Raw genomic sequence first — 19,379 nt, 5'->3', positions numbered from 1 at the left:
GGAGCGACTCCATGACCATCACTCCTCCAGAGCAACGGCGAGCCAGAGTCCAAGTGGATAACAACCCTGTTCCTACTTCATTTGAGAAGTGGGTGCAGCCTGGACATTTTGACCGCACGTTGGCACGGGGACCTAAAACCACAACCTGGATCTGGAATCTCCATGCCGATGCTCATGATTTTGATAGTCACACTAGCGATCTACAGGATATTTCTCGCAAAATCTTTGCGGCTCATTTTGGCCATTTGGCCATCATCTTTATTTGGTTAAGCGGCATGTATTTCCACGGTGCTCGCTTTTCCAACTTTACAGCCTGGATGACAGACCCAATCCATATCAAACCCAGTGCCCAAGTCGTCTGGAATATTTTTGGCCAAGATATTCTCAATGCCGATGTTGGCGGTGGCTTCCACGGAATTCAAATTACCTCCGGGCTATTTCAGATGTGGCGAGCCGCTGGGTTCACAAATGAGTTCCAGCTCTTCTGCACGGCAATGGGCGGACTGGTGATGGCAGCCCTGATGCTATTTGCCGGCTGGTTCCACTATCACGTGCGGGCACCCAAATTGGAATGGTTCCAAAATTGGGAGTCCATGATGAACCACCACTTGGCAGGCTTGCTGGGCTGCGGTGCGCTGGGTTGGGCGGGGCATCAGATCCACGTTGCGTTGCCCACGAACAAAATGCTAGATGCGGGCGTGCCGCTCAAGGATATCCCACTACCGCATGAGTTCATTCTGAATCGGGATTTGATGGCGAGCCTCTATCCCAGCTTTGCCCAGGGGTTGACTCCTTTCTTTACCCTCAACTGGGGCGCTTATACCGATTTCCTCACCTTCAAGGGTGGCTTGAACCCGGTTACGGGTGGTCTCTGGCTCTCAGATACGGCCCATCACCATCTAGCAATTGCAGTGCTGTTTATCATTGCTGGTCACTTCTACCGCACCAACTGGGGAATTGGGCACAGCTTTAGAGAATTGCTGGATGATGCCCGTACTCCAAAAATGTTCCCCTTGTTCAATTTCATTGGACCCGTGGGCCATCGCGGTCTCGACAAAATCTTTGAGACATCTTGGCACGCCAACCTGGCGATTCACCTAGTGCAGATGGGAACCGCTAGCCTGCTGGTGGCACATCATATGTATGCCATGCCGCCCTATCCCTATCTGGCCACCGACTATGCCACGGTTACTTCGCTATTCACCCATCATGTCTGGATTGCAGGCTTCTGCATTGTTGGAGGAGCGGCTCACGCAGCTATCTTCATGGTGCGAGACTATAATCCGGCAGATCATGTCAACAATGTGCTGGACCGGGTCATCCGTCACCGAGATGCCATTATTTCCCACCTCGCCTGGGTGTGTCAGTTCTTGGGCTTCCACAGCTTCGCTATGTACTGTCATAACGACACGATGCGGGCCTTTGGGCGACCTCAAGATATGTTCTCGGATACGGGAATTCAGCTTCAGCCCATTTTTGCCCAGTGGATTCAGCAGATCCATACGGCGGGCCAACTTAACTCAGGCGATTCTGCGGGGCGCGAACCTATTCAATGCCAAACTGGAACGCGCGATTTTAGTAGAAGCCGACCTCGCCAGTGTGAATCTACAGGGGGCGCTGCTGGCCGACGCTAAGTTGAGTAAAGCCCATCTGGCTCGCGCTAATTTGGCATTTGCTCGACTGGGGCGAGCAGATTTAAGCCGCGCTAATTTGTGGGAAGCCATTTTGCAGGAAGCCAATCTTACGGATGCCTATTTGGCTAGAGCTAATCTCACGAAAGCCGATTTAACCAACACCAACCTCACCCGGGCCGAAATGAGCAGCACAAATCTAGCAGGGGCAATTCTACAGGGTGCCACCCTTCCCGATGGGCGAGTCAACTCTTAGGCAGCTCGATTCAGCACCTGGGCAATAGTTGCCTCTAATTCTGTCTGGCTCAGGTGGGTCAATACAAACACTTCTTGAAAGGTTTTACCCTTGCGGGCAATCAGCTTAAAGCCACCGCGAATGGGAACAGAAACCTTGAGCAGCAATTTGGGTGTATTGGCTTTAGTGCGACCGATTACAGCTGGGGTAATTGTACCAATGCCAGTCTGGTCGGCTAGTCGCTCCAGCACCGGAATTAGCCCCGGCAGATGGGTGGAATGATTCCAAACTACTCGTCCTTTAAGCGATTCTGCTCCTATACCTGCTCCCATATTGCCGACCTCAAGCTTGCTCTAGGGGAGCCATCGTCAGACCAGCCCGGCTGAGCTGTTGATGATAGAGTTCGGCTTGCTCTTGTGGACCGACCCAAACCGTTGCCTGCCCCTCATAGTGAACCTGCTTGGTAAGCTGCTTGGCCCGGTCAACGGTCATCGCTGGGATGTACTTCATCAAACATTCTTCTACATGCTGAAACGTGTTGAAGTCATCGTTGAGCACAATCACCTTGTAGTTTGGGTAAGGCTTCTGCGTAACTTGACTGGCTCGGTCAGGAGCTACCGTAGGAGCAGTTGCCATGGCTACAGGCGCGACTGATAGTACGGAAGTCATAGGCGTTACCGAGGGATATCGTTACAAAACTACATTATGCCTACTTTAACTTACCTGCTCCATCCTGACATAGCGGATCCAGCTCTACAGCAAAATGGGTAACACTTGCGTAAAGTAATCTCGATACAGCCTGCAAGTGGGACTAGCTTTGAGATTAGTGAGACGAATCAGCCCTAGGCTCTGCAATGTAAAAGCTTGCAGCGGATGCAGCTCGACAGGGTCGGCAGCCAACATGACCTGCTTTAGGGAATTTAGCAGTTCGGGGTGATGCTGTAAATAGGACAATCTGCGGCGCAGATGGGCGCTAAAAATGCCGTTTACAGCAATTTCAGGTTGGATTAGCTGCTCTAGGGTAATGTCTCTGCGGTTGAGATGATGCAGGGCGAGATGGGTGAGATGGGGGATACCGTCTAGTAAGTCCATGAGGTTAGGAGTGGCATCTTTGGCTTCAATCCCATAGCGCTGTACCAGATCTTGCACTTGCTCTGAGGTGAAATTGGGCAACTCCAACAGCAAGCCGACGTTAAACGGCGACTGACTCAAGTTGAGCGGCAGGTTTTGAGGAAATCGGGTGCGTTCCGATCCATCATCACTTTGCCCGCAATCATGCGTAAATTCCGCCGTTCAGCTTCCTCAAAAAACGCATCCACCGACTCCGGAAACACCGTAGCAAACACAAGCGCCGTTGTGGTGCCGTTTCTGAGCAATTCATCTAAGAAAATCGCTGCGACCTGCTGGGCATAATCTTTGCTTTGAAATTTTCGCTCAGTGGGGAACGTGTATTTACTCAGCCATTCCAAAAGCTGCTCGCCATAGGCGGCAATCATTTCCGTCTGAGGAAAATGGATGTGAGTATCGATCAGCCCCGGTGTTAGCACCATGCCAGGATAGGCCACGATTGCCACGTCAGCATAAAAGTCCTTCAGGTCCTCATAATGCCCCAATGCCTCAATTTTGCCGTCCTTCAGGACCAGCAAACCATCGGGAATATAGCGAACACTTTCAGCTTCGCTGACATAAAACGGGTCATCGACGAAATCTAACAAAGCCCCTCGAAACGCTTTCCGGGGTTGAATTGAATCAGTAACCATCAAACTATCCCGCCTTTAGCCACAGGCATGACCTCCTAAGTTGAAACTGCCGCCGACAACGCCCAGCGAGATCCAGCCTGGATAGGGCGCTGTAATGTAGGTCCAATAGCGCTCTACATTGCCAGAGTGGGAGCGAACGTAGTCATTCGTAAATTGAAATTGATGAGCGCCTTTGGGAATGGTGTGGAGTGCATTGTTAGCTGCAATCGTGGGTTCACTGCGAACGACCAATCCCTCGCTCGGCAGCACCTCACAAACAGCGGTGACAATTGTGCCGCTTGAAACCATCGGTGTTCCTGGTGAAGCACTCGATACTGAACCAGCAGCCGTAACGCCAGTTCCTGTGGGTGTAGACGGAACTGCCTGCGAGGATGGAAGACCCGTGCAGGCTGACGCAGGTGACAAATATTTCGCCTCCACCCATCCCGTCACAGGGGCTGTGATCCGTGCCCAACCCGTACCAGTGCCAACCAGCTCCAGCCGTACCGTTTGACCGCGATTCAGAATGCCGCGTGATTCACTGTCAAAGCTGGGTTGCACATATACGCCGGTAGTGGTGTTAGCCTGACGACATCCCGTTTCGGTGGTTGGAACGGCTTGAGCCAGCAACTCGCGCCCAGATAGTTGACCAGATAATTGACCAGATGGCTGACCAGATGATTGGCTAAATAATTGACCTTCGGCAAGATTGGGTTCATTGGCCCAGGCTCCAGCCGCAGCGATTGTGAGTAAACCTGTCGCAACATGCACGAAGACAACACTTCTGAACCCTTGTGTATTCATGCCATTCAGTCTCACCAGATTGCAAGTTTTTGATGCGCCATAATAACACAGCTTGGCACATTGAAATCAGTTAGTTACATAGGTTATCGCAGATCTCAGCGCTGGGTTAAGAAATCCGAGGCAGTCAGATTGCCGTTGGCTGATTTGGAACGCTCTAGGGTAGCAAACCAACCGCCACTGCCAAAGTCGGCTTCAGTGCCATTTGAGTTATAGTATAAGCGCCCGGTTGAACGCACGTAGGCGACAAGCGCGGCATTGGTTTTGGCTACCCGGTTCCACCTGAAGCGAAACATCCTTGACTGCTTCTACCGCACCGTAGCGTTTTTGGAGCTTTTCAATCAAAACCGCAGGAGTCATAGCTGCACTCACCTTGCCTGTTGAAACTGTTGAACTAGCAATCGTTACATTTCTCAATTTTTATTGTAAGTTTGACTGGCCGATTTGAGCGGTGCTTGACTACCAAGCGAATTCATTCACCTAATCAAACGCTTGAGAAATCAAATGTCCGAACTGCTTCAGAACTCGGAAAGCTGCATGTAGTTCATTCACAACCGTATAGATGGCAAACGAACGCGACAAATCGTACTGGGGCGTCGGTGTTCGGCAAAGCTTGACAAACAGGATGTCATCTCCGTTGGTCAGCATTCCAAATGTAGGTTGATGCTGTTGATTCGACATCATGTAGGCCAACGCCTGCGGTAGGGCAGAACGCACCGATATCATCGTTTTTTTTGCCTCTAGAACCAGCACCCAAAGCTGATTTTGCAGCACGAGTGCATCAATCCGACCTCGCAGAATTTCCTCTCCATCGTTGACAGCAATCTCGATGGCTGCTTCAGCCTTAAGCTTAAAGGGTGGATCATAAAAACCTGCCAACTCCAGCAGCGGTGCGACAACCAATAGCATCACCGCTCCTTCTAGTAGCTCACTATCGGCTCGATGATACAAAAGCCGCCGCCAGACTACCTTCAGCGCTTCTTGTTCGGTGGTACTCAAGGGGGGCAGGTCGTTCTGCCACTCTCGGAAAAAATCTTCGTCTTCTGTTCGCCGCAGTCCTAGCCTAATTTCAGCTTCAGCAAGGCTTTGAATCGCATCTGTGACTGCAACTATTTTGGCCATTAGTTTGCTATTGGTTTACCCTAGAGCTTGCTCAATCGCTGGATTCATTATAGAGATTTATCCTCTGACGAGATTCGCAGTGGCCCAGATTCGTCTTGCGGCTAATTTCCTAGGCAGGTTCAGTCCATCCTTGGGTAACCCTACCTTTAGATGGAATCGCGGCTTACCAAACTATGCCAAACCAATTGAGGCATAGAGCGAATGGGCAATCCAAGGCGTCTGAACCTGCTCTGGCTGATTAGCCAAGCGGCAAATTAATCAGCACGGTGGTCAAATTATCGCTGAAGCTAGCAATTAGTTGCCGCGTCACAGGCAAACTATCAATCACCATCCCTGCTGATAGCAGCATCATATACAGGATGGAATACTTGAACAGCGAGCGGGCCACCTGCTGATCCGACGGGGTTTGCAGCAGTGCCCAGGCTTTTGCAATAAATACGGCTCCCAGTCCCAAAGCAATCACCGCATAAACGGCTCCCAGCTCGTGCAGCGGGTACACCATCAGCAGCGTCACCGGAATCAGCAGCAGCGTATAGAGCCAAATCTGCTTCGCAGTCGGTTCATCGCCAGCAATGACCGGCAGCATCGGCACCCCAACCTTGGCGTAGTCCTGTTGGATCATCATTGCCAGTGCCCAGAAGTGGGGCGGCGTCCAGAGAAAGATGATTAGGAAATACAGCCAAGCGGCCCAGTTGAGTTCGCCCGTCACAGCCGCCCAGCCCACGAGGGGAGTAATTTGCCATTGATCGTGTTGTTGACTGTAATGGCTGGAATAAACTGCTTTTGCACCTCCTGGAGGGCCGAAGTCAGATCCGCCGCATATTGCTGCATAATTCCAGTCCAGGCCAAATCGATGGTGAACACATCAACATCGTTGGTTGGATTGGTTCTCCAGTGATCGGTTTGCTGAGGCACGTCGAACTGCTTGAGATAGGCTTCGAGGCGTTGGGTGGCATTGGCAGGAGCTGGAATAATCATCACCTGTGCTCCCGTTTTTTGCCCAAAGCGCTCAGCAGTGCGCTGCTCCCAGTCGGCTGAACGTCGTTGGTCCAGAGTTTCGGGTGCTGGCTCAGTCGATAACATTACTTTAATGGTGACATTGCGAATATCTTGCTGATAGTAATGCCCAAATAGCCAGAGGCTGGCCAATCCACCGAGGAGAATCACCAACCAGATCAACCAGTTTTGCCGCCAATTCTGCCCATAGCTGGGATGCTTCCGCATCAACTGCACAATCACCACTGCGGTAATGGCAACCAACCCAAGGGATACTGCGTAATCTAAAATCACATGGCTGTTTAAATTGAGCAGCAGCGCTAGGGCCACTAAAGCACTGACGGCAGCCAGCTTCGACTCAAATCTGGAGTTATGTTGGTCTAATGCCCAAAGTGCTCCGAGAACAAACAAGACTAAAGGTCCGATGTAGGTAACGAGGGGTCGTGCTGTCTCAAAGAACTGTTCCATGACCGAGTCTTTCCACAAAGACAAGATGACGCTTGCTACTGATTCGGCCTCTACAATTGCTCCCTATAGCCGTTCCCTACAACCGTTTGGTAGTTGAGTGCACCACGACTGGTTCATTCGAGGTTGATGGCACCGTTTGATGCAGAATCGAATGGTAGTAGGGCTGTTTGCCGCGGGGCGTCACCTTCCAGCTATTATTGCCCCGCAGGTGATCATAGACTCCAACGATGGCAATCACATTTTTGAAGGTGATGTAGGGAATCAGCAGCAGCATGTGCTTGATGTAGTAAGAAACCGGATAGCGGATCGCACCAATTTTCGCGGTGACTAAGGTTTGACAAACGCCGCTGAAGAACGAGAGCAGCGTACTGAACCAGAGGTAATGACTGATTGTGGTCGGCACCGTGGTCCGATGCAGCGATAGGCTGATCATCAACGGAATAATCTGAATCGCCACCAGCGAGTAAAACTCACAGTAATAGAGCAAATAGGTCCAAAAGACCTTCTGTAATGAGTTGAGCTTATCAGACCTCCAGACATGGCGCTGGTACTTCAATCCTACCTCCAGCCAGCCCTGTGCCCAACGCTTGCGCTGAAACCAAAAGGAGTAGAGGTCAACCGGAGCCAGTTCGGTACTGATAATACTGCGGTCATGCAAAATCCGATAGCCGTTGAGTAGGGTACGCATTGAGGCGTCGATGTCCTCAGTCAGCATGACGGGGTTAAACCGGATTCGCTTCAGCACCGAGGTGCGCCAGTAGCCATTCGAGCCACCAAAGATGCTGGAATCAGTCAGGAACGACTTGGCGGCGTGGATGATGCCATACATCATCTCGAACTCAATCGCCACAGTGCCGGTCTGCGCATTGACTTTAGCGGAGCCTTCGGCAGTGCCGATCAAGACGCGGTTGCACTTCAGCAAATGGCCAAGTTTGATGTCGTCAACAATAGTTGGGGCTATACCTATTCGTTTTCAGATAATTTTCTAGAACCTATTTTTGCCAGGAATCAATCTGCGATTCAGAATGCCGTTCAGAACGGGCGAGTGAGATTGGGCACGGTGGTGGTCTTCGCGGGCGGTAATGGTCGCGTCGAGGGAGACAGCGCTAACTATCACAATCATATAAACTCTCGCTTTGTGATTGCCGTTGCGGCGCTCAATCATTTGGGCAAACATACTTACTACAGTGCTCCGGGCGCGAACCTGCTGGTGTCTGCCTTTGGTGGCGATCTAGAGGATGGTATTGTCACTGCGGATCGATTAGGTGCTCCGGGCTACAATTTAGCAAACAATCCCTATGCGCCTTCAGACTATACCGATAATTTTGGCGGTACCTCTGCGGCAGCTCCGATGGTGTCTGGCGTGGCAGCGTTGATTCTGAATGCTAATCCGAATTTAGGCTACCGTGATGTGCAAGAAATTTTAGCCTATTCGGCTCGCCGCACCGATGCCAAAAACGCCAGTTGGCTGATCAATGGTGCGAACAATTGGAACGGTGGCGGCCTGCACAGCAGCTCTGACTATGGCTTTGGTATGGTCGATGCTGAGGCAGCCGTGCGCTTAGCCGAGACTTGGTCTACGCAGCGCAGCTTTGCTAACGAAGAGCGGATTAGCGTCAGCCGCAGTCTGAATCAGCCGATTCCGGACGGTACCGGCAGCTTGCGTTCTAGTGTCACGGTCAACAATCCGCTAGAGCTTGACTTTGTAGAAGTAGAGTTAGAGCTAAGCCATCCGATCATCGGCGAGTTAGAAATCGTCCTCAAATCGCCCAGCGGAACGGAAAGCGTTTTGGTCAGCCAACCCAGCAACGACAATTCGATCTTTCACCCTCTATTGGGACCGCTGTATGAGCTAAAACCGCGCTTTACCTTCTCTAGCAGCCAATTTTGGAGCGAAACCAGTACTGGTACTTGGTCTCTGATTGTGCGAGACCGCAGCAAAGGCAATAGTGGCACCCTCAAAAACTGGTCCTTACGGCTCTATGGTGACAAAAGCAGCGACGATGATACCTACATCTACACGAACGAATTTGCCAAACTGCTGAGCAATCCGACCCGCCGCACTCTCAGCGATGCCGCTGGCAACGACATGTTCAATGCTGCCGCCATTACCAGCGATATTGTCCTGAATCTAGTTCCCGGGACGGGTAGTTTGCTGTTCGGCAGCTTGCTCACTATTGAAGACGGTACCATCATTGAAAACGCCGTCACCGGAGATGGCAACGATGTAATTCAGGGTAATGATTTAAGGAATGACTTAAATGGCGGTCGCGGGAACGATACCGTCAATGGAGCTGCCGGCCCAGATCGTATCAATGGTAGTCGCGGCGATGATGTGGCAAATGGCGGTGCAGGTAACGATACGGTAATTGGTGGCGCAGGCAACGACCGCTTAACCGGCGGACAAGATGCCGATCGGTTTCTGTTCAGTGCAACCTGCTGTCTTACGAAACCAGCATTCCGCGCCTATTAGAGCGCCTGCGCCATTCCCAAAACCTCTATGAGCAGATTGATTTGCTAGAAACTTTGAGCAATCTGGCTGGGTTGGACCTGGATACTGGCTTAGGAACCCAACCCGTGACGGTGGCTGAGTTGCTAGCTGAGGTCTACAGCAAGGCGAGCCAATTGCATCTGTGGGCGATTATTCGCCGCTCGGCGGGGCTACTCAACAAAATCGATATTTGCCTCTCGGATGCGGTTACCGATATTCTGGTGCGTGGCAAACAGATCGCCGTCGGCAAGGCTTACAGCGAAGCCTCCTTGATTACTGCCCCAATGCCGCCGGATGAAATCATGGAAAAAATCCAGATGTTTTGCGGTAATGATGTGCGCGATCGCCCTCTGACGCAGGAAATTCTGGTCTACCTCAGCGTTTTGATCAAAACTGATCCCCAATTGTTTAACGGCTTGTTGACGTTGCGAGTAGGCTACCTGATTCTGCTGATTACTAGCGAACTGGCGCGAGAACTGAACGTGACGCCCGATGAAGCCCACGAGCATCTGGTGCAGCTCAGCCCGTTTGAAGTGAAACTGCGGCTGATGCGGGTGTTGGCTGGTTACGATAGCCTGAATCAAACCCTGTTTCAGCAAGAATCGCTGCATATCCGTCAGCAGCAACCCATTCAATGGGTGGTTTCCCCCGACGCTACTAACCTCTGGTCAGAAGAATCGGCAGAATCGCCCCCAATTAGCTGGTGGCAGCAACGCCAACGGGATGGGGCGCTGAACCGCGTTCCGAAGGGTTTTTACCCGCGAGTCTGGCAAGTCATGCAGCACTGCAAAGGTTTGGTGATCGGCGACAAACTGGACCGCCGCAACCGATTAGATAGCGAATTGTTGCTGTCGGAAATGACACCCGGTGAGAAAAACTTTGCTCTGCGGGTTGAACACCTGCTCAACAATATTCAAGCGCCAGAATATCGCCAAGTGAACATTGAGGCGCTAATGGAGCTAGCGGTGATTGTAGAGCAAAATCCCGAACTGCAAATCGAGGAATACATTGTGCTGGATGTGCTGATTGGGCATGCGGTTCGTCTAGCTTGGTTGGATCAGCCCTCTCATCAGGCGGCTCTGTACGATCAGCAAAAGGGTATGGCGTGGCGGTCGTTCTATGAAACCTCACCCTATGTCTGTGCTACCTACATCGCTAAGGCATTACGCTTCTTGTTGGAATTGGGCCACGGCCAGGGTGTTTCCGACCGTGTTTCCGACCGTGTTTCCGACCATGTTTCCGATAGTACTTCTGGCAATGCCTCTATCTCTGAACCGCAAGCCCTGAAGCTAAAGAACTAAGCAATTATACTGTCAACGCCTTGCTGCTTCGTTGGATCAGCCGTTGGTTCAGCAACTGGATCAAACGCTCGTCTGCAAAGTCGGGAACCACCAATCCAGCTCCAAGCCGATACAAATCTTCTGGATCGTGAGTTGTAGCAATTCCTACTGTAAAAATATTGGCTGCCACGGCTGAGCATAACCCCGAAGGCGAATCTTCAAATGCGATGGTTTCTTCTGCGGTTACATTGAAGGGTTTTGAATCTGGTTTTTAATTATGCCGAGGTACTTATTGCCTATTGTCTATTCTGCCATTAGTCAGTGCTGTAGGATGTATTGTAGCAATCGCTGCAATATATAATTGCCGAAGTTGATTGACTTAAACTAACATCCTGGCGAACTGATGTACTGTAGTCGCCATCAGGATTAGGGGGTATTTCCTCCAATGTCCCTCTTTGATTTTCGACTCCTCAAGTCTCCAGTGTTTCCCAACGTCTTACAAAGTCAAGTAATATTATTGCTCGCCAGTCTCAATCTTGTCTAAATCAAGAGCTTGTAACTAATTGAGCGCCTTAGCAATGGCGCGAGCATAGCCTGGAACTTGATAGAGCAGCCGCACCATCAGACTGGCTGCCGTCTTCGCAACCGACATCCACATGTGATAGTCATTCGGTCTCATGCCGGGGTACTGCTCATACACAACGCGACCCCGATGCACCACAATGAAGCCCTAAACTCGCGATTGCGGATCGGCGAGATACTCACTCCAGTGTCTTGTCGCCCAGGTCGGTTTGAAACCTCACCTGTCCAATCTCTGGATTCTCGGCAACCTCTAACTCCATGACCGGACCGCTGCGGGCAATCACAGCCGTCTTGCTCACTTCAGGATGATTCAACAACCCAAACAGCGCCACGTCACCGCCTTCCAACACGACTCCTGAGGGGTCATTGAACTTCGCAGCCAAGTCCTCCGCTTGAGCAGGTGTGAAACCTTCGCGGGCAGCACTGACGAGCATGGGTTGATCGGATTCGGCTTTATTCAGCGCGTAAGCAGATAGGGAAACAGCTGTAAGTACAAGACATCCCAATAGGGCAATGGGCTTTCTCATGGGATTTACCTTCCTAAAAGTAAGGTAATAAACAGGTTATCTGGCTAACGGTTATTCATCAATTGCAGGCCAATCTTGAACTTTTACAGATGACCTCACGTTGATCTTCATTTATTCAAAAGTGACTATAACACGATTCAGTTTGGCTATATCTTTGTGGATGTTGCGGAATCAGCTCTGTTCGCCCAAGGCGAGGGCAAACTAGTGCTTTCGCCAACCATACCCTAAACTCCTAGGTGGAGCTGAATATCATTCTATTTGCCACAAAGGTAGCCGCAGCAATGACGATAGGTTTTTCCCACATCTAGGTGACGGGTTCGCAATGAGGTGACGAGTCGATCTCCAGATGGACCAAAGCAGTGATTGACTCACTGACACAACACCTATAGAATTCCAGCAGTGAGGGTAAAACTTCTGTCATTCTCTCATTTGTCTCACTGAGAGCAAGTGGCTTGTTCTGGGCTTCCTGGGTCTGCTTTGGCAGCGCATCTGATAACCAAATCTGATTACAAAGTCTCGTTGCTGCACTAGTAAATGATTTCTCGATTGAAATGAGCAAGATGCTCATACAGTCAGGATCATCGCATCACGCCCAACGAGCTGAAAGTCCTCGCAGAATCAGGAGAACAACCCAATGTGTTTTAGGTACATCGATACCTTGGCAACCCCTGAAAATGTGAACAAGCTTTTGAAACTGGTAGACCGAGTGTCCGGTGTGGGGGTCGAGACGCGCCGCACTCCAGAAGACTTTCGGAGAAACATCACTCCTTCACAGGTAGAAGGACCCAATTGCCGCAGCCGTGAGCGCATCCTTTCATAGCGTTGGCGCTTAAACCGATTTTGTCCTACATCGTCGATAATAAGCAGTTCCTGGCATTGAGCTTGAACTACCGGCAATGGATCGATGCCAAATAGATGGCGATATTCCAACTGATGAGTTGTCAAACGTTGGGACATGGTAATGGGCTGAGCTAACGATTCAGCCGCCATTGCTAGCGTTAGATCGTCTGTGACAAAATGGCCGAAATAACGCAACCCAGCAAATGTGCAGGCTAAGGCAGCTCGGTCGAGCAACTCGGTAGTTGAAACTGAACGAAAGTGGGTTTGGGCTGGAGCAAGGCAGTGCCTCATTGCACCTTTGTAAACAGACCCATTCTGGATATGGGTTTGCCGTATCTGATAAACCGTTGTTGCCGCATGGTCCACTTTGCCTCCCTGGATGCGTCCTACTTCATAGGCATAGGTGGTTTCTGGATGAACCGCCGTCACCCGTTCCAGGTCTTCACTCCGGTATATTGCCCTTGGAGTCAAACAGCTTTCCTGGGGATGCAGGACCCACTGCTGATCGCAAATTTCCTGGTAGGTTCGACGTCCTTTGAGTAGACGCAGAACTTGCCATTGCAGCGGAATTGGAAGAATCATAACTGGCTCAACTTGGTTTGAGATTAACAATCCCAAAAGGTAATAGTCCGCCTCATTCTTGTAGCAGAGATTACAAGCCAACGAATCAGCCGCTAGCATTAATTTTAAATAAACTCACCCCGCTGCTTGCAGCGGGGTATTCCGGTTCACGTGATCAAATACAAACGCCCCAAGGGGCGGGGAATTCAACCCGAAACAGATTAAAACGGAATAGTATTAACTCGAACTACTGCTATCGCTCTTTCACGACAGCACAACCAGATCAAGCACAACAAAAAGGCACAGTTACCCGTGCCTCATGTAGATGACATGATCAAGAGCCGATCCAAAACTCTCCTAAGGGTTTTGAAATTCAAGAACTCTGACGAGTTTACTGACTTGCAGTCAGAGAAATCGGATAGGTAGTAAAGAGCATAAACTCAAAGCCAACAAGGTACGCAGCTTATACCGTTACCATTGCTAAGCACCAGCATTGGTAAACTGACCCACCTCAATGGTGGGAACCTAACGTTTTACTCCCAACACCAATTTTGCTACTTGCGAGTCTTCACATCCTTCGCCATATCGCGGAACATGTTCAAACTCGGACCGGGACGCCGCCGTGGAGTTGCAGAAGGCATCAAGTAGTCAGTAGCAAAGTTTTTAACCGGTTCCGGCTGTGGGGCTAGTTTAGCAACAGGTTTAGCGACCGGAGCTGGCTCTGCCACTTTAGCCTCAGAGGCTGTGCTATCCGCAGTTTTCGTTTTCTTAAATTTTTTTGCTTTGGATTTGGCTTCATTAACTGGAGCCGTACCATTACTTGTCAATTCAGGTTTTGCTGGAGCATCAGCTACTGTAGCAACTTTATCGGTTACCTGATCGGCTACTTTGTCGGCAACTTCAGCCACTTTGTCGGTCGTGAAGCTGTGACTACTGTTCTACGAGCTAGCCCCCGGCGATTTGTCAGTACACCGGCCATTGAACGGCTGGTAGCCAGGACGTTTCGCTACTTACAATCAGGATTTTCAGTGCACTTGCGCGGACCAGCAGGTACAGGAAAGACTACCCTCGCGCTCCATCTAGCCGATTTGCTGGCCCGTCCGATGATGTTGCTGTATGGCGATGATGACTTTAAAACATCTGACTTGATTGGCAATCAAAAGGGATATACCCGTAAACGCATGGTGGATAACTTTATCCATAGTGTGGTCAAGGTTGAAGATGAACTACGACATAATTGGGTTGACTCTCGTTTGACGTTGGCGTGCCGGGAAGGATTTACACTGATTTACGACGAGTTCAATCGGTCTCGGCCAGAAGTCAATAATGTATTGCTATCCGCTCTGGAAGAGAAGTTACTGGTTTTGCCTCCTAACGGTGGTCGTAACGAGTATGTCCGAGTGAATCCCAATTTTCGTGCCATTCTCACGTCTAATCCAGAGGAATATTGCGGGGTCCATGCCACCCAGGATGCGCTGCTGGATCGGCTAATTACCATCAATATTCCGGAGCCGGACGAGCTAACGCAGCAGGAAATCGTCATGCAAAAAACCGGCATTGATCGCGAAAGTGCGGCCACGGTGGTGCAGGTGGTGAAAGGCTTTCGTACTCGCACTCAGGCTGAAAAATCATCTGGTTTGCGGTCCTGCCTAATCTTGGCTAAGGTCTGCCAGGAACATGAAATTCTGGCGATGCCGGAAAATCCAGAGTTCCGCGATATGTGTCAAGATGTGCTGCTGTCTCGTTCTAATCTACCCCTAGCGGAAGCCACCCAGTCACTGTGGGATCTGTTCAATGAGCTAATCACGGCTCACGCTATGCAGCAAGAAGCCCAGAATTTTGCTCCTCTGCCTCGCGTGATTCCAGCGGCTGAACCAACCCTAAACTCCACAGTTAGTCCAAATTCAACTGAAGGAGCAGACATCCTCAGTCGATGGCTGATCGAAGAACAAGCTGAGCCAGAAACCCAAGCGGCAGACCAATCCAACCCGGATCTGCAATCCTCAACCAATTCACCTTCTATCCTGGCCGATGCTGTCGATGCTGTGTCTGTTGGCTCAACTAGCGGTTCGGATGCATTAGAGACAGAGCAGTTTTGGGCTGAACTGGCCGCTCGAACCGTAGCAGACGCTGAACCCATTGATACCCCCATTACCGTTTTGCAAGCAGAACTAGACCAATGACCATTACAATGCCAACTTCCCCCAATCAACGCATTGCCACCGCCACCTCCGGTTCTTCCTTAGCCGATGTTTTAGAGCGGGTTCTCGACAAAGGCATTGTGATTGCTGGCGACATTTCGGTTTCGGTCGGCTCCACCGAGCTATTGAGTATCCGGATTCGCCTGCTGGTTTCCTCAGTCGATAAAGCCAAAGAAATGGGCATCAACTGGTGGGAAAACGATCCCTACCTGAGCAGTAAGGCCAGCCAACTCCTAGAAGCCAACCAACAGCTCCTAGAAGCCAACCAGCAAATGCAAGCCCGGATTAGCCACTTGGAGACCGAAATCCTCGCATCACCGAACGCATCGGGGCTAGCCCACCTCAGTATGCCGAGTTTTAGCGATAGGCTCAGTTTGAACCGATTAGCGGCGCTGTTCAGGTTTGAGGTTTATTGTCCTCGTTCTGGTTTGCAGTCTGCGAAACCAATTGCTTCGCTATCGAGATAACCTGCGAGGGCCATTTCCAGCATTGCTTCGATTGGATAGTTAATTGCTTTGGCGCAAGCTAGGAATGCGGTTCTGATCCGTTCGGGCAATTGCTCTAGAATCACCTGAGCAACAGCCGGAGTGAGTTGCTCAAACTGGGTTGATTGTATGGTGCTAGGACTCCATTGGATTTTGGCCCAATTCGTTCTCAACAATCCAGGACGGTTCAGTTGCCCTCAAGCGGATGGCTTCTAGCTCTGCTCATAACGCTGGGTTTCCCCATCGATCGAGCGCTTCAATGGCAATTCTGGTTCAGCCTGCGACGCGGAGAGCGGTGCTGATGGGAAGTTCCAATAGATTGAGGGGTTCTGGGCGCTGGGAAAAGAAGAGGATTTCCAGATTTTCGACGTTGCTGGAGATCGGATTGAGGCGAGCAATGATCTCATCGCCCAGTTCCTCCGATTCTTGTGCTGGGTAAGGTGGGCAGGTATCAATGTAGAGAATATCGCCGATTTTGTCGTAGCGCAGCGTCAGTTTTTTGTCCATACGACTTGCCCTCCTGCAATTCTGCGAGCTGTGTACACCGTAACGATCCAGGGTCTTTTCAAAGGGAGTGGGTTAACAACGACGACAATCAAATGCCGCCCTGTTCGAATCGTCTCAAACCATTTCGAGAAAAGCAAGGCACTGGGGTCACGATTACTAGAACGAATCAGATCGGGATCTAGTAGAGTGTCAGCCAGTTGGGTGAGGTAGTCGGGTAAGGTTCCTGGGTGGTTTTCCAGGATATGCTGATAGCGCTCCTCGGTCAGTTCGATTGTAGTACTGAGGTAAGGGCAGGTAAATGACTCAACCATATGAAAACGTTGCCTTGCATGACTCATCGTATCGCAAGCCAATTTTCGGATGGAACTACAATCTGCCTGTCTGATGCTAAAGGGTTTCTAAATTCTCCGAAATCTGCTGAAAAACCCGTGTAATCATGGGCAATAAATCTCTGGAGGATGGTGGGCTATGGATCAGCAGCGATTTCAGACGTATGTAGCTTTGATTGAGCAATTGCTGTCCTGCCCCAGGGCAAAGAAATGGAACCAATCCTTGCGCTGGCCGTTACCAAACAATCCCAAAGAGGAGCGCGAACTGGGAGAAGCCCTTACTCGCTACCTTTGGCGAGGCGCAGAAGCTGATCGCCCGACCTTCATACCGCCCAAGTAATCTGCTCCTGAGCCAGAGCTACAATACTGACAGTCTGCTTCAGCAAACCTACCCAGAACGGAAATGGTGCAACTCTCTCGCCCGTCCCTGGAGGAATTTCTCAAGCTGCCGGAAACTAAACCTGCCAGCGAGTTTATTGACGGCCAAATTATTCAGAAGCCGATGCCCCAAGGTAAGCACAGCACCATCCAGGGTGATCTGAGTGCAACCATCAACCAGATACTCAAACCCCACCAATGCCGCAATCGCAGGATACTGAAACAGGGTAACGGCAGTCAGAGAGGGGGCTAGCTCGGTCTGTAATCGCTGCAAGACTTGCATTAGCAACACCGAATTGCCGCCCAGCTCAAAGAAATTGTCCTGTACACCAACAGCAGGCAACCGCAAGACATCCTGCCAAATTTGGGCAATCTGACGCTCTAGCTGATTTTGAGGTTGATCTCGTAGAGAAGCCGTGGTTGCAGCAAGCGAGGATACCAATGAGTCAAACTCACCTGCCGCGAATCGCTCGACTAATTGCCGCCGCTGAATTTTGCCGAGGTTGGTTTTGGGAATTTCGGTTTGCGGCAGCGGAATCACCAGACTCGGTGTGATGCCTATCGTCTGCATCACCTGTCGCCGAATTGCTTTGATTAATGGCTCCACGGATTCGGTGAGCGGACTGAAGAAAATTGCCAAGCGATCAGTGGAATCGTTCGGTAAACGCACGGCACAAGCCGCTGTGAAGGAAATGGCAACGCTCGCTAACTGTTCTACCGCCGCTTCGATTTCGTGACTGTAATAGTTGACGCCATTGATGATAATCACCTCTTTTTGGCGTCCGGTAATCGTCAGACGGCCCGCCTTGAGAAAGGCTAAATCGCCTGTGTCAAACCAACAATCGGGTGTGAATACAGCTGCGGTCAAATCCGGGCGGCGATAGTAGCCCTGCATCACCGTTAGTCCGTTTACCTGTAGATGTCCTATTATTGTTTCTGGTAATACTTGATTGTTTTCATCTACAATTCGCAGTTTTACTCCTGGAATTGGTACACCAACATCCACAAAAGTATCTGCATCAGAAGTAGTATCGAGAGTAAACTGATGCGAATGCACAATTCCAGAGCAGGTTTCCGACATGCCATAGCCAGGACTCACTACAGTTTGATCTAAGCCATAGTCAGCCAATAGCTGCAAAAATCGCCGCGTCGTTTTGCCTACTACCGCTTCGGCTCCGTTGCCCATCCAGCGCAAACAAGACAAATCCCAAACGCGTGACTGCATTTCCTCGGCCCGGTCGTTGATCAGGCTATAGGCAAAATTGGGTGCCCAGGTGTGCGTCACCCGATACTGGTCGATCCAATCTAACCAGCGCAGCGGCTGTTGTAGCACCAGCTCATTCGCTACATGAATTTGATCACAGCCAAGATACATCTGCGTCAGGTGAAACATCACCAAACTCGCCACATGCTCTAGCGGCATCCAGTTGAGGCTGATCGAGTCTGACGTGAGCCGATTCGCGGTTGCCATGCCATAGACGCTGACCATCAGATTTCGCCCACTCAGCATCACGCCCTTCGGAGTTCCGGTACTGCCCGATGTGAACAACAGCAAGGCTAAATCATCAGGATTGGCGGCATAAAATTCTGTAGCAGGTTTCTCGTTCAACAGGGCTTCCAGAGTCAGGATCGCACGAGGTTGGCAATCCACTTGCTGGCAAAAGGACTGAAGCTGAGGCTGTAACGCCTGCTCGGTCAGGATGGGCGGATTTTCTAGCAGCGTCATCGCATCGCGCAAAAGGGCCGCTTTTCCGTGAATTTGACTGGATTCAGCGCTGTAGTCGTCTAGGGTGGTTCGCTGTTGCGCTAGCTGGGTTTGCAGTCGCTGATATTCCTGCCGCAGTTGCTCTAAGGATTGTTGCAATACCGCTTCGGATTGCTGGGATTGACGACCAGATACTTGATTTTGTACCGGTTGAGCAGTTGAGCTAACAACTGAACCGTTCGACTCAATCGGTGTTCCTGAAAAACGCTCAACCAGTTGATCGATAGAAAGCTGGAGCACCTGCCCCAACTTCAGCAGCACCTCCACTCGCATCTGTGCTACTCGCCCGGTTCGCAGCAGTTCAACCTGCCATTTAGACACACCTGCCGCTCGACTCAATGCTCGAAAGCTAGTCATCCCGATGGGCTGCATTAGAGCACGAAGCTGGACGTTGTAGTCTGCCATTGGGATCACGATGACACAAACAAAACTAGCGAAGTA

23 protein-coding genes and 3 pseudogenes are annotated in these 19,379 nt (G+C 50.7%); 9 read left to right on the top strand and 17 right to left on the bottom strand.

Annotated features, from left to right (window positions below):
* Positions 1–11: 11 nt before the first annotated feature.
* The 3 genes and pseudogenes from psaA to JVX88_RS41185 all read left to right on the top strand — a co-directional run.
* A pseudogene (gene psaA, locus JVX88_RS28075) lies at positions 12–1,505 on the top strand (photosystem I core protein PsaA); the annotation flags it as partial.
* A pseudogene (locus JVX88_RS44485) lies at positions 1,477–1,563 on the top strand (pentapeptide repeat-containing protein); the annotation flags it as partial. The pseudogenes psaA and JVX88_RS44485, both read left to right, overlap by 29 nt.
* Positions 1,564–1,599: 36 nt before the next feature.
* Entirely contained in the window at positions 1,600–1,887 is a 288-nt protein-coding gene (locus tag JVX88_RS41185; protein WP_263975283.1) for a pentapeptide repeat-containing protein, read from the top strand.
* On the opposite strand, the gene JVX88_RS28065 is transcribed toward JVX88_RS41185, so the two are convergent.
* The 10 genes from JVX88_RS28065 to JVX88_RS28025 form a co-directional block, all read right to left on the bottom strand.
* On the bottom strand, positions 1,884–2,198 hold the full coding sequence (locus tag JVX88_RS28065; RefSeq protein WP_211621846.1) for a DUF2103 domain-containing protein: 315 nt from the start codon (positions 2,196–2,198) through the stop codon (positions 1,884–1,886). The genes JVX88_RS41185 and JVX88_RS28065 overlap by 4 nt on opposite strands.
* A 10-nt stretch (positions 2,199–2,208) precedes the next feature.
* Positions 2,209–2,535 (bottom strand): ATP-dependent Clp protease adapter ClpS, encoded by a 327-nt coding sequence (gene clpS, locus JVX88_RS28060; protein ID WP_211621845.1) that lies wholly within the window; start codon positions 2,533–2,535, stop codon positions 2,209–2,211.
* An 84-nt stretch (positions 2,536–2,619) separates the two neighbouring features.
* The gene (locus JVX88_RS28055; protein ID WP_211621844.1) at positions 2,620–3,078 is read right to left on the bottom strand and encodes an AAA-like domain-containing protein; all 459 of its coding nucleotides are present in this window, start codon (positions 3,076–3,078) and stop codon (positions 2,620–2,622) included.
* Complete coding sequence (locus JVX88_RS28050) at positions 3,075–3,626, bottom strand: amidohydrolase family protein (protein WP_211621843.1); 552 nt, start codon at positions 3,624–3,626, stop codon at positions 3,075–3,077. The genes JVX88_RS28055 and JVX88_RS28050 overlap by 4 nt, the downstream gene beginning before the upstream one ends.
* A 15-nt stretch (positions 3,627–3,641) precedes the next feature.
* Positions 3,642–4,409, bottom strand: a complete 768-nt coding sequence (locus tag JVX88_RS28045; RefSeq protein ID WP_211621842.1) for an SH3 domain-containing protein — start codon at positions 4,407–4,409, stop codon at positions 3,642–3,644.
* Positions 4,410–4,616: 207 nt separating this feature from the next.
* Positions 4,617–4,766: a hypothetical protein gene (locus JVX88_RS28040; RefSeq protein ID WP_211629109.1), complete on the bottom strand. Its 150-nt coding sequence runs from the start codon at positions 4,764–4,766 to the stop codon at positions 4,617–4,619.
* A gap of 120 nt (positions 4,767–4,886) precedes the next feature.
* Complete coding sequence (locus JVX88_RS28035; protein WP_211621841.1) at positions 4,887–5,528, bottom strand: type I restriction endonuclease; 642 nt, start codon at positions 5,526–5,528, stop codon at positions 4,887–4,889.
* A gap of 238 nt (positions 5,529–5,766) precedes the next feature.
* Positions 5,767–6,237 (bottom strand): UbiA family prenyltransferase, encoded by a 471-nt coding sequence (locus JVX88_RS28030; RefSeq protein WP_317134462.1) that lies wholly within the window; start codon positions 6,235–6,237, stop codon positions 5,767–5,769.
* Positions 6,234–6,992: a hypothetical protein gene (locus tag JVX88_RS39250; protein WP_225931199.1), complete on the bottom strand. Its 759-nt coding sequence runs from the start codon at positions 6,990–6,992 to the stop codon at positions 6,234–6,236. The genes JVX88_RS28030 and JVX88_RS39250 overlap by 4 nt, the downstream gene beginning before the upstream one ends.
* 76 nt (positions 6,993–7,068) lie before the next feature.
* Positions 7,069–7,842, bottom strand: a complete 774-nt coding sequence (locus tag JVX88_RS28025; RefSeq protein WP_225931198.1) for a glycosyltransferase — start codon at positions 7,840–7,842, stop codon at positions 7,069–7,071.
* On the opposite strand from JVX88_RS28025, the gene JVX88_RS28020 reads away from it, so the two are divergent.
* Positions 7,804–9,465: a S8 family serine peptidase gene (locus JVX88_RS28020; protein WP_211621840.1), complete on the top strand. Its 1,662-nt coding sequence runs from the start codon at positions 7,804–7,806 to the stop codon at positions 9,463–9,465. The two genes, JVX88_RS28025 and JVX88_RS28020, sit on opposite strands and share 39 nt — an antisense overlap.
* A gap of 41 nt (positions 9,466–9,506) precedes the next feature.
* Positions 9,507–10,784, top strand: a complete 1,278-nt coding sequence (locus JVX88_RS28015; RefSeq protein ID WP_263975282.1) for a glycoside hydrolase family 15 protein — start codon at positions 9,507–9,509, stop codon at positions 10,782–10,784.
* 4 nt (positions 10,785–10,788) lie between these two features.
* On the opposite strand, the gene JVX88_RS28010 is transcribed toward JVX88_RS28015, so the two are convergent.
* The 4 genes from JVX88_RS28010 to JVX88_RS27995 form a co-directional block, all read right to left on the bottom strand.
* Complete coding sequence (locus JVX88_RS28010; RefSeq protein WP_211621839.1) at positions 10,789–10,953, bottom strand: hypothetical protein; 165 nt, start codon at positions 10,951–10,953, stop codon at positions 10,789–10,791.
* A 571-nt stretch (positions 10,954–11,524) separates the two neighbouring features.
* On the bottom strand, positions 11,525–11,872 hold the full coding sequence (locus JVX88_RS28005) for a hypothetical protein (protein WP_211621838.1): 348 nt from the start codon (positions 11,870–11,872) through the stop codon (positions 11,525–11,527).
* 618 nt (positions 11,873–12,490) lie between these two features.
* Positions 12,491–13,294, bottom strand: coding sequence for a hypothetical protein (locus JVX88_RS28000; RefSeq protein WP_211621837.1), 804 nt, complete (start codon positions 13,292–13,294; stop codon positions 12,491–12,493).
* Between the two features lie 533 nt (positions 13,295–13,827).
* Entirely contained in the window at positions 13,828–14,181 is a 354-nt protein-coding gene (locus tag JVX88_RS27995) for a hypothetical protein (protein ID WP_211621836.1), read from the bottom strand.
* A gap of 18 nt (positions 14,182–14,199) precedes the next feature.
* On the opposite strand from JVX88_RS27995, the gene gvpN reads away from it, so the two are divergent.
* Positions 14,200–15,456 carry a gas vesicle protein GvpN gene (gene gvpN, locus JVX88_RS27990; protein ID WP_211621835.1) on the top strand — a complete coding sequence of 419 codons (1,257 nt, stop codon included), beginning with the start codon at positions 14,200–14,202 and terminating at the stop codon, positions 15,454–15,456.
* Positions 15,453–15,941, top strand: a complete 489-nt coding sequence (locus tag JVX88_RS27985; RefSeq protein WP_225931197.1) for a gas vesicle protein — start codon at positions 15,453–15,455, stop codon at positions 15,939–15,941. Before gvpN ends, JVX88_RS27985 begins: the two co-directional genes overlap by 4 nt.
* A 291-nt stretch (positions 15,942–16,232) precedes the next feature.
* Here the strand turns inward: JVX88_RS27985 and JVX88_RS27980 are convergent, their stop codons facing one another.
* Positions 16,233–16,466 (bottom strand): DUF2283 domain-containing protein, encoded by a 234-nt coding sequence (locus tag JVX88_RS27980; protein ID WP_211621834.1) that lies wholly within the window; start codon positions 16,464–16,466, stop codon positions 16,233–16,235.
* Positions 16,451–16,777: a hypothetical protein gene (locus JVX88_RS27975; RefSeq protein WP_211621833.1), complete on the bottom strand. Its 327-nt coding sequence runs from the start codon at positions 16,775–16,777 to the stop codon at positions 16,451–16,453. Before JVX88_RS27975 ends, JVX88_RS27980 begins: the two co-directional genes overlap by 16 nt.
* A 157-nt stretch (positions 16,778–16,934) precedes the next feature.
* Between JVX88_RS27975 and JVX88_RS27970 the strand changes: the two genes are divergently transcribed.
* Complete coding sequence (locus JVX88_RS27970) at positions 16,935–17,135, top strand: hypothetical protein (RefSeq protein ID WP_211621832.1); 201 nt, start codon at positions 16,935–16,937, stop codon at positions 17,133–17,135.
* 63 nt (positions 17,136–17,198) lie between these two features.
* Positions 17,199–17,426: a Uma2 family endonuclease gene (locus JVX88_RS39240; RefSeq protein WP_317134670.1), complete on the top strand. Its 228-nt coding sequence runs from the start codon at positions 17,199–17,201 to the stop codon at positions 17,424–17,426.
* Here the strand turns inward: JVX88_RS39240 and JVX88_RS27965 are convergent.
* A pseudogene (locus JVX88_RS27965) lies at positions 17,424–19,310 on the bottom strand (AMP-binding protein); the annotation flags it as partial. The gene JVX88_RS39240 and the pseudogene JVX88_RS27965 sit on opposite strands and share 3 nt — an antisense overlap.
* Positions 19,311–19,379: the final 69 nt, after the last annotated feature.

This window comes from Leptolyngbya sp. 7M, assembly GCF_018128485.1.
Note: the sequence above shows the minus strand (reverse complement) of the source record. Positions and strands in the feature narration are given on the sequence as shown.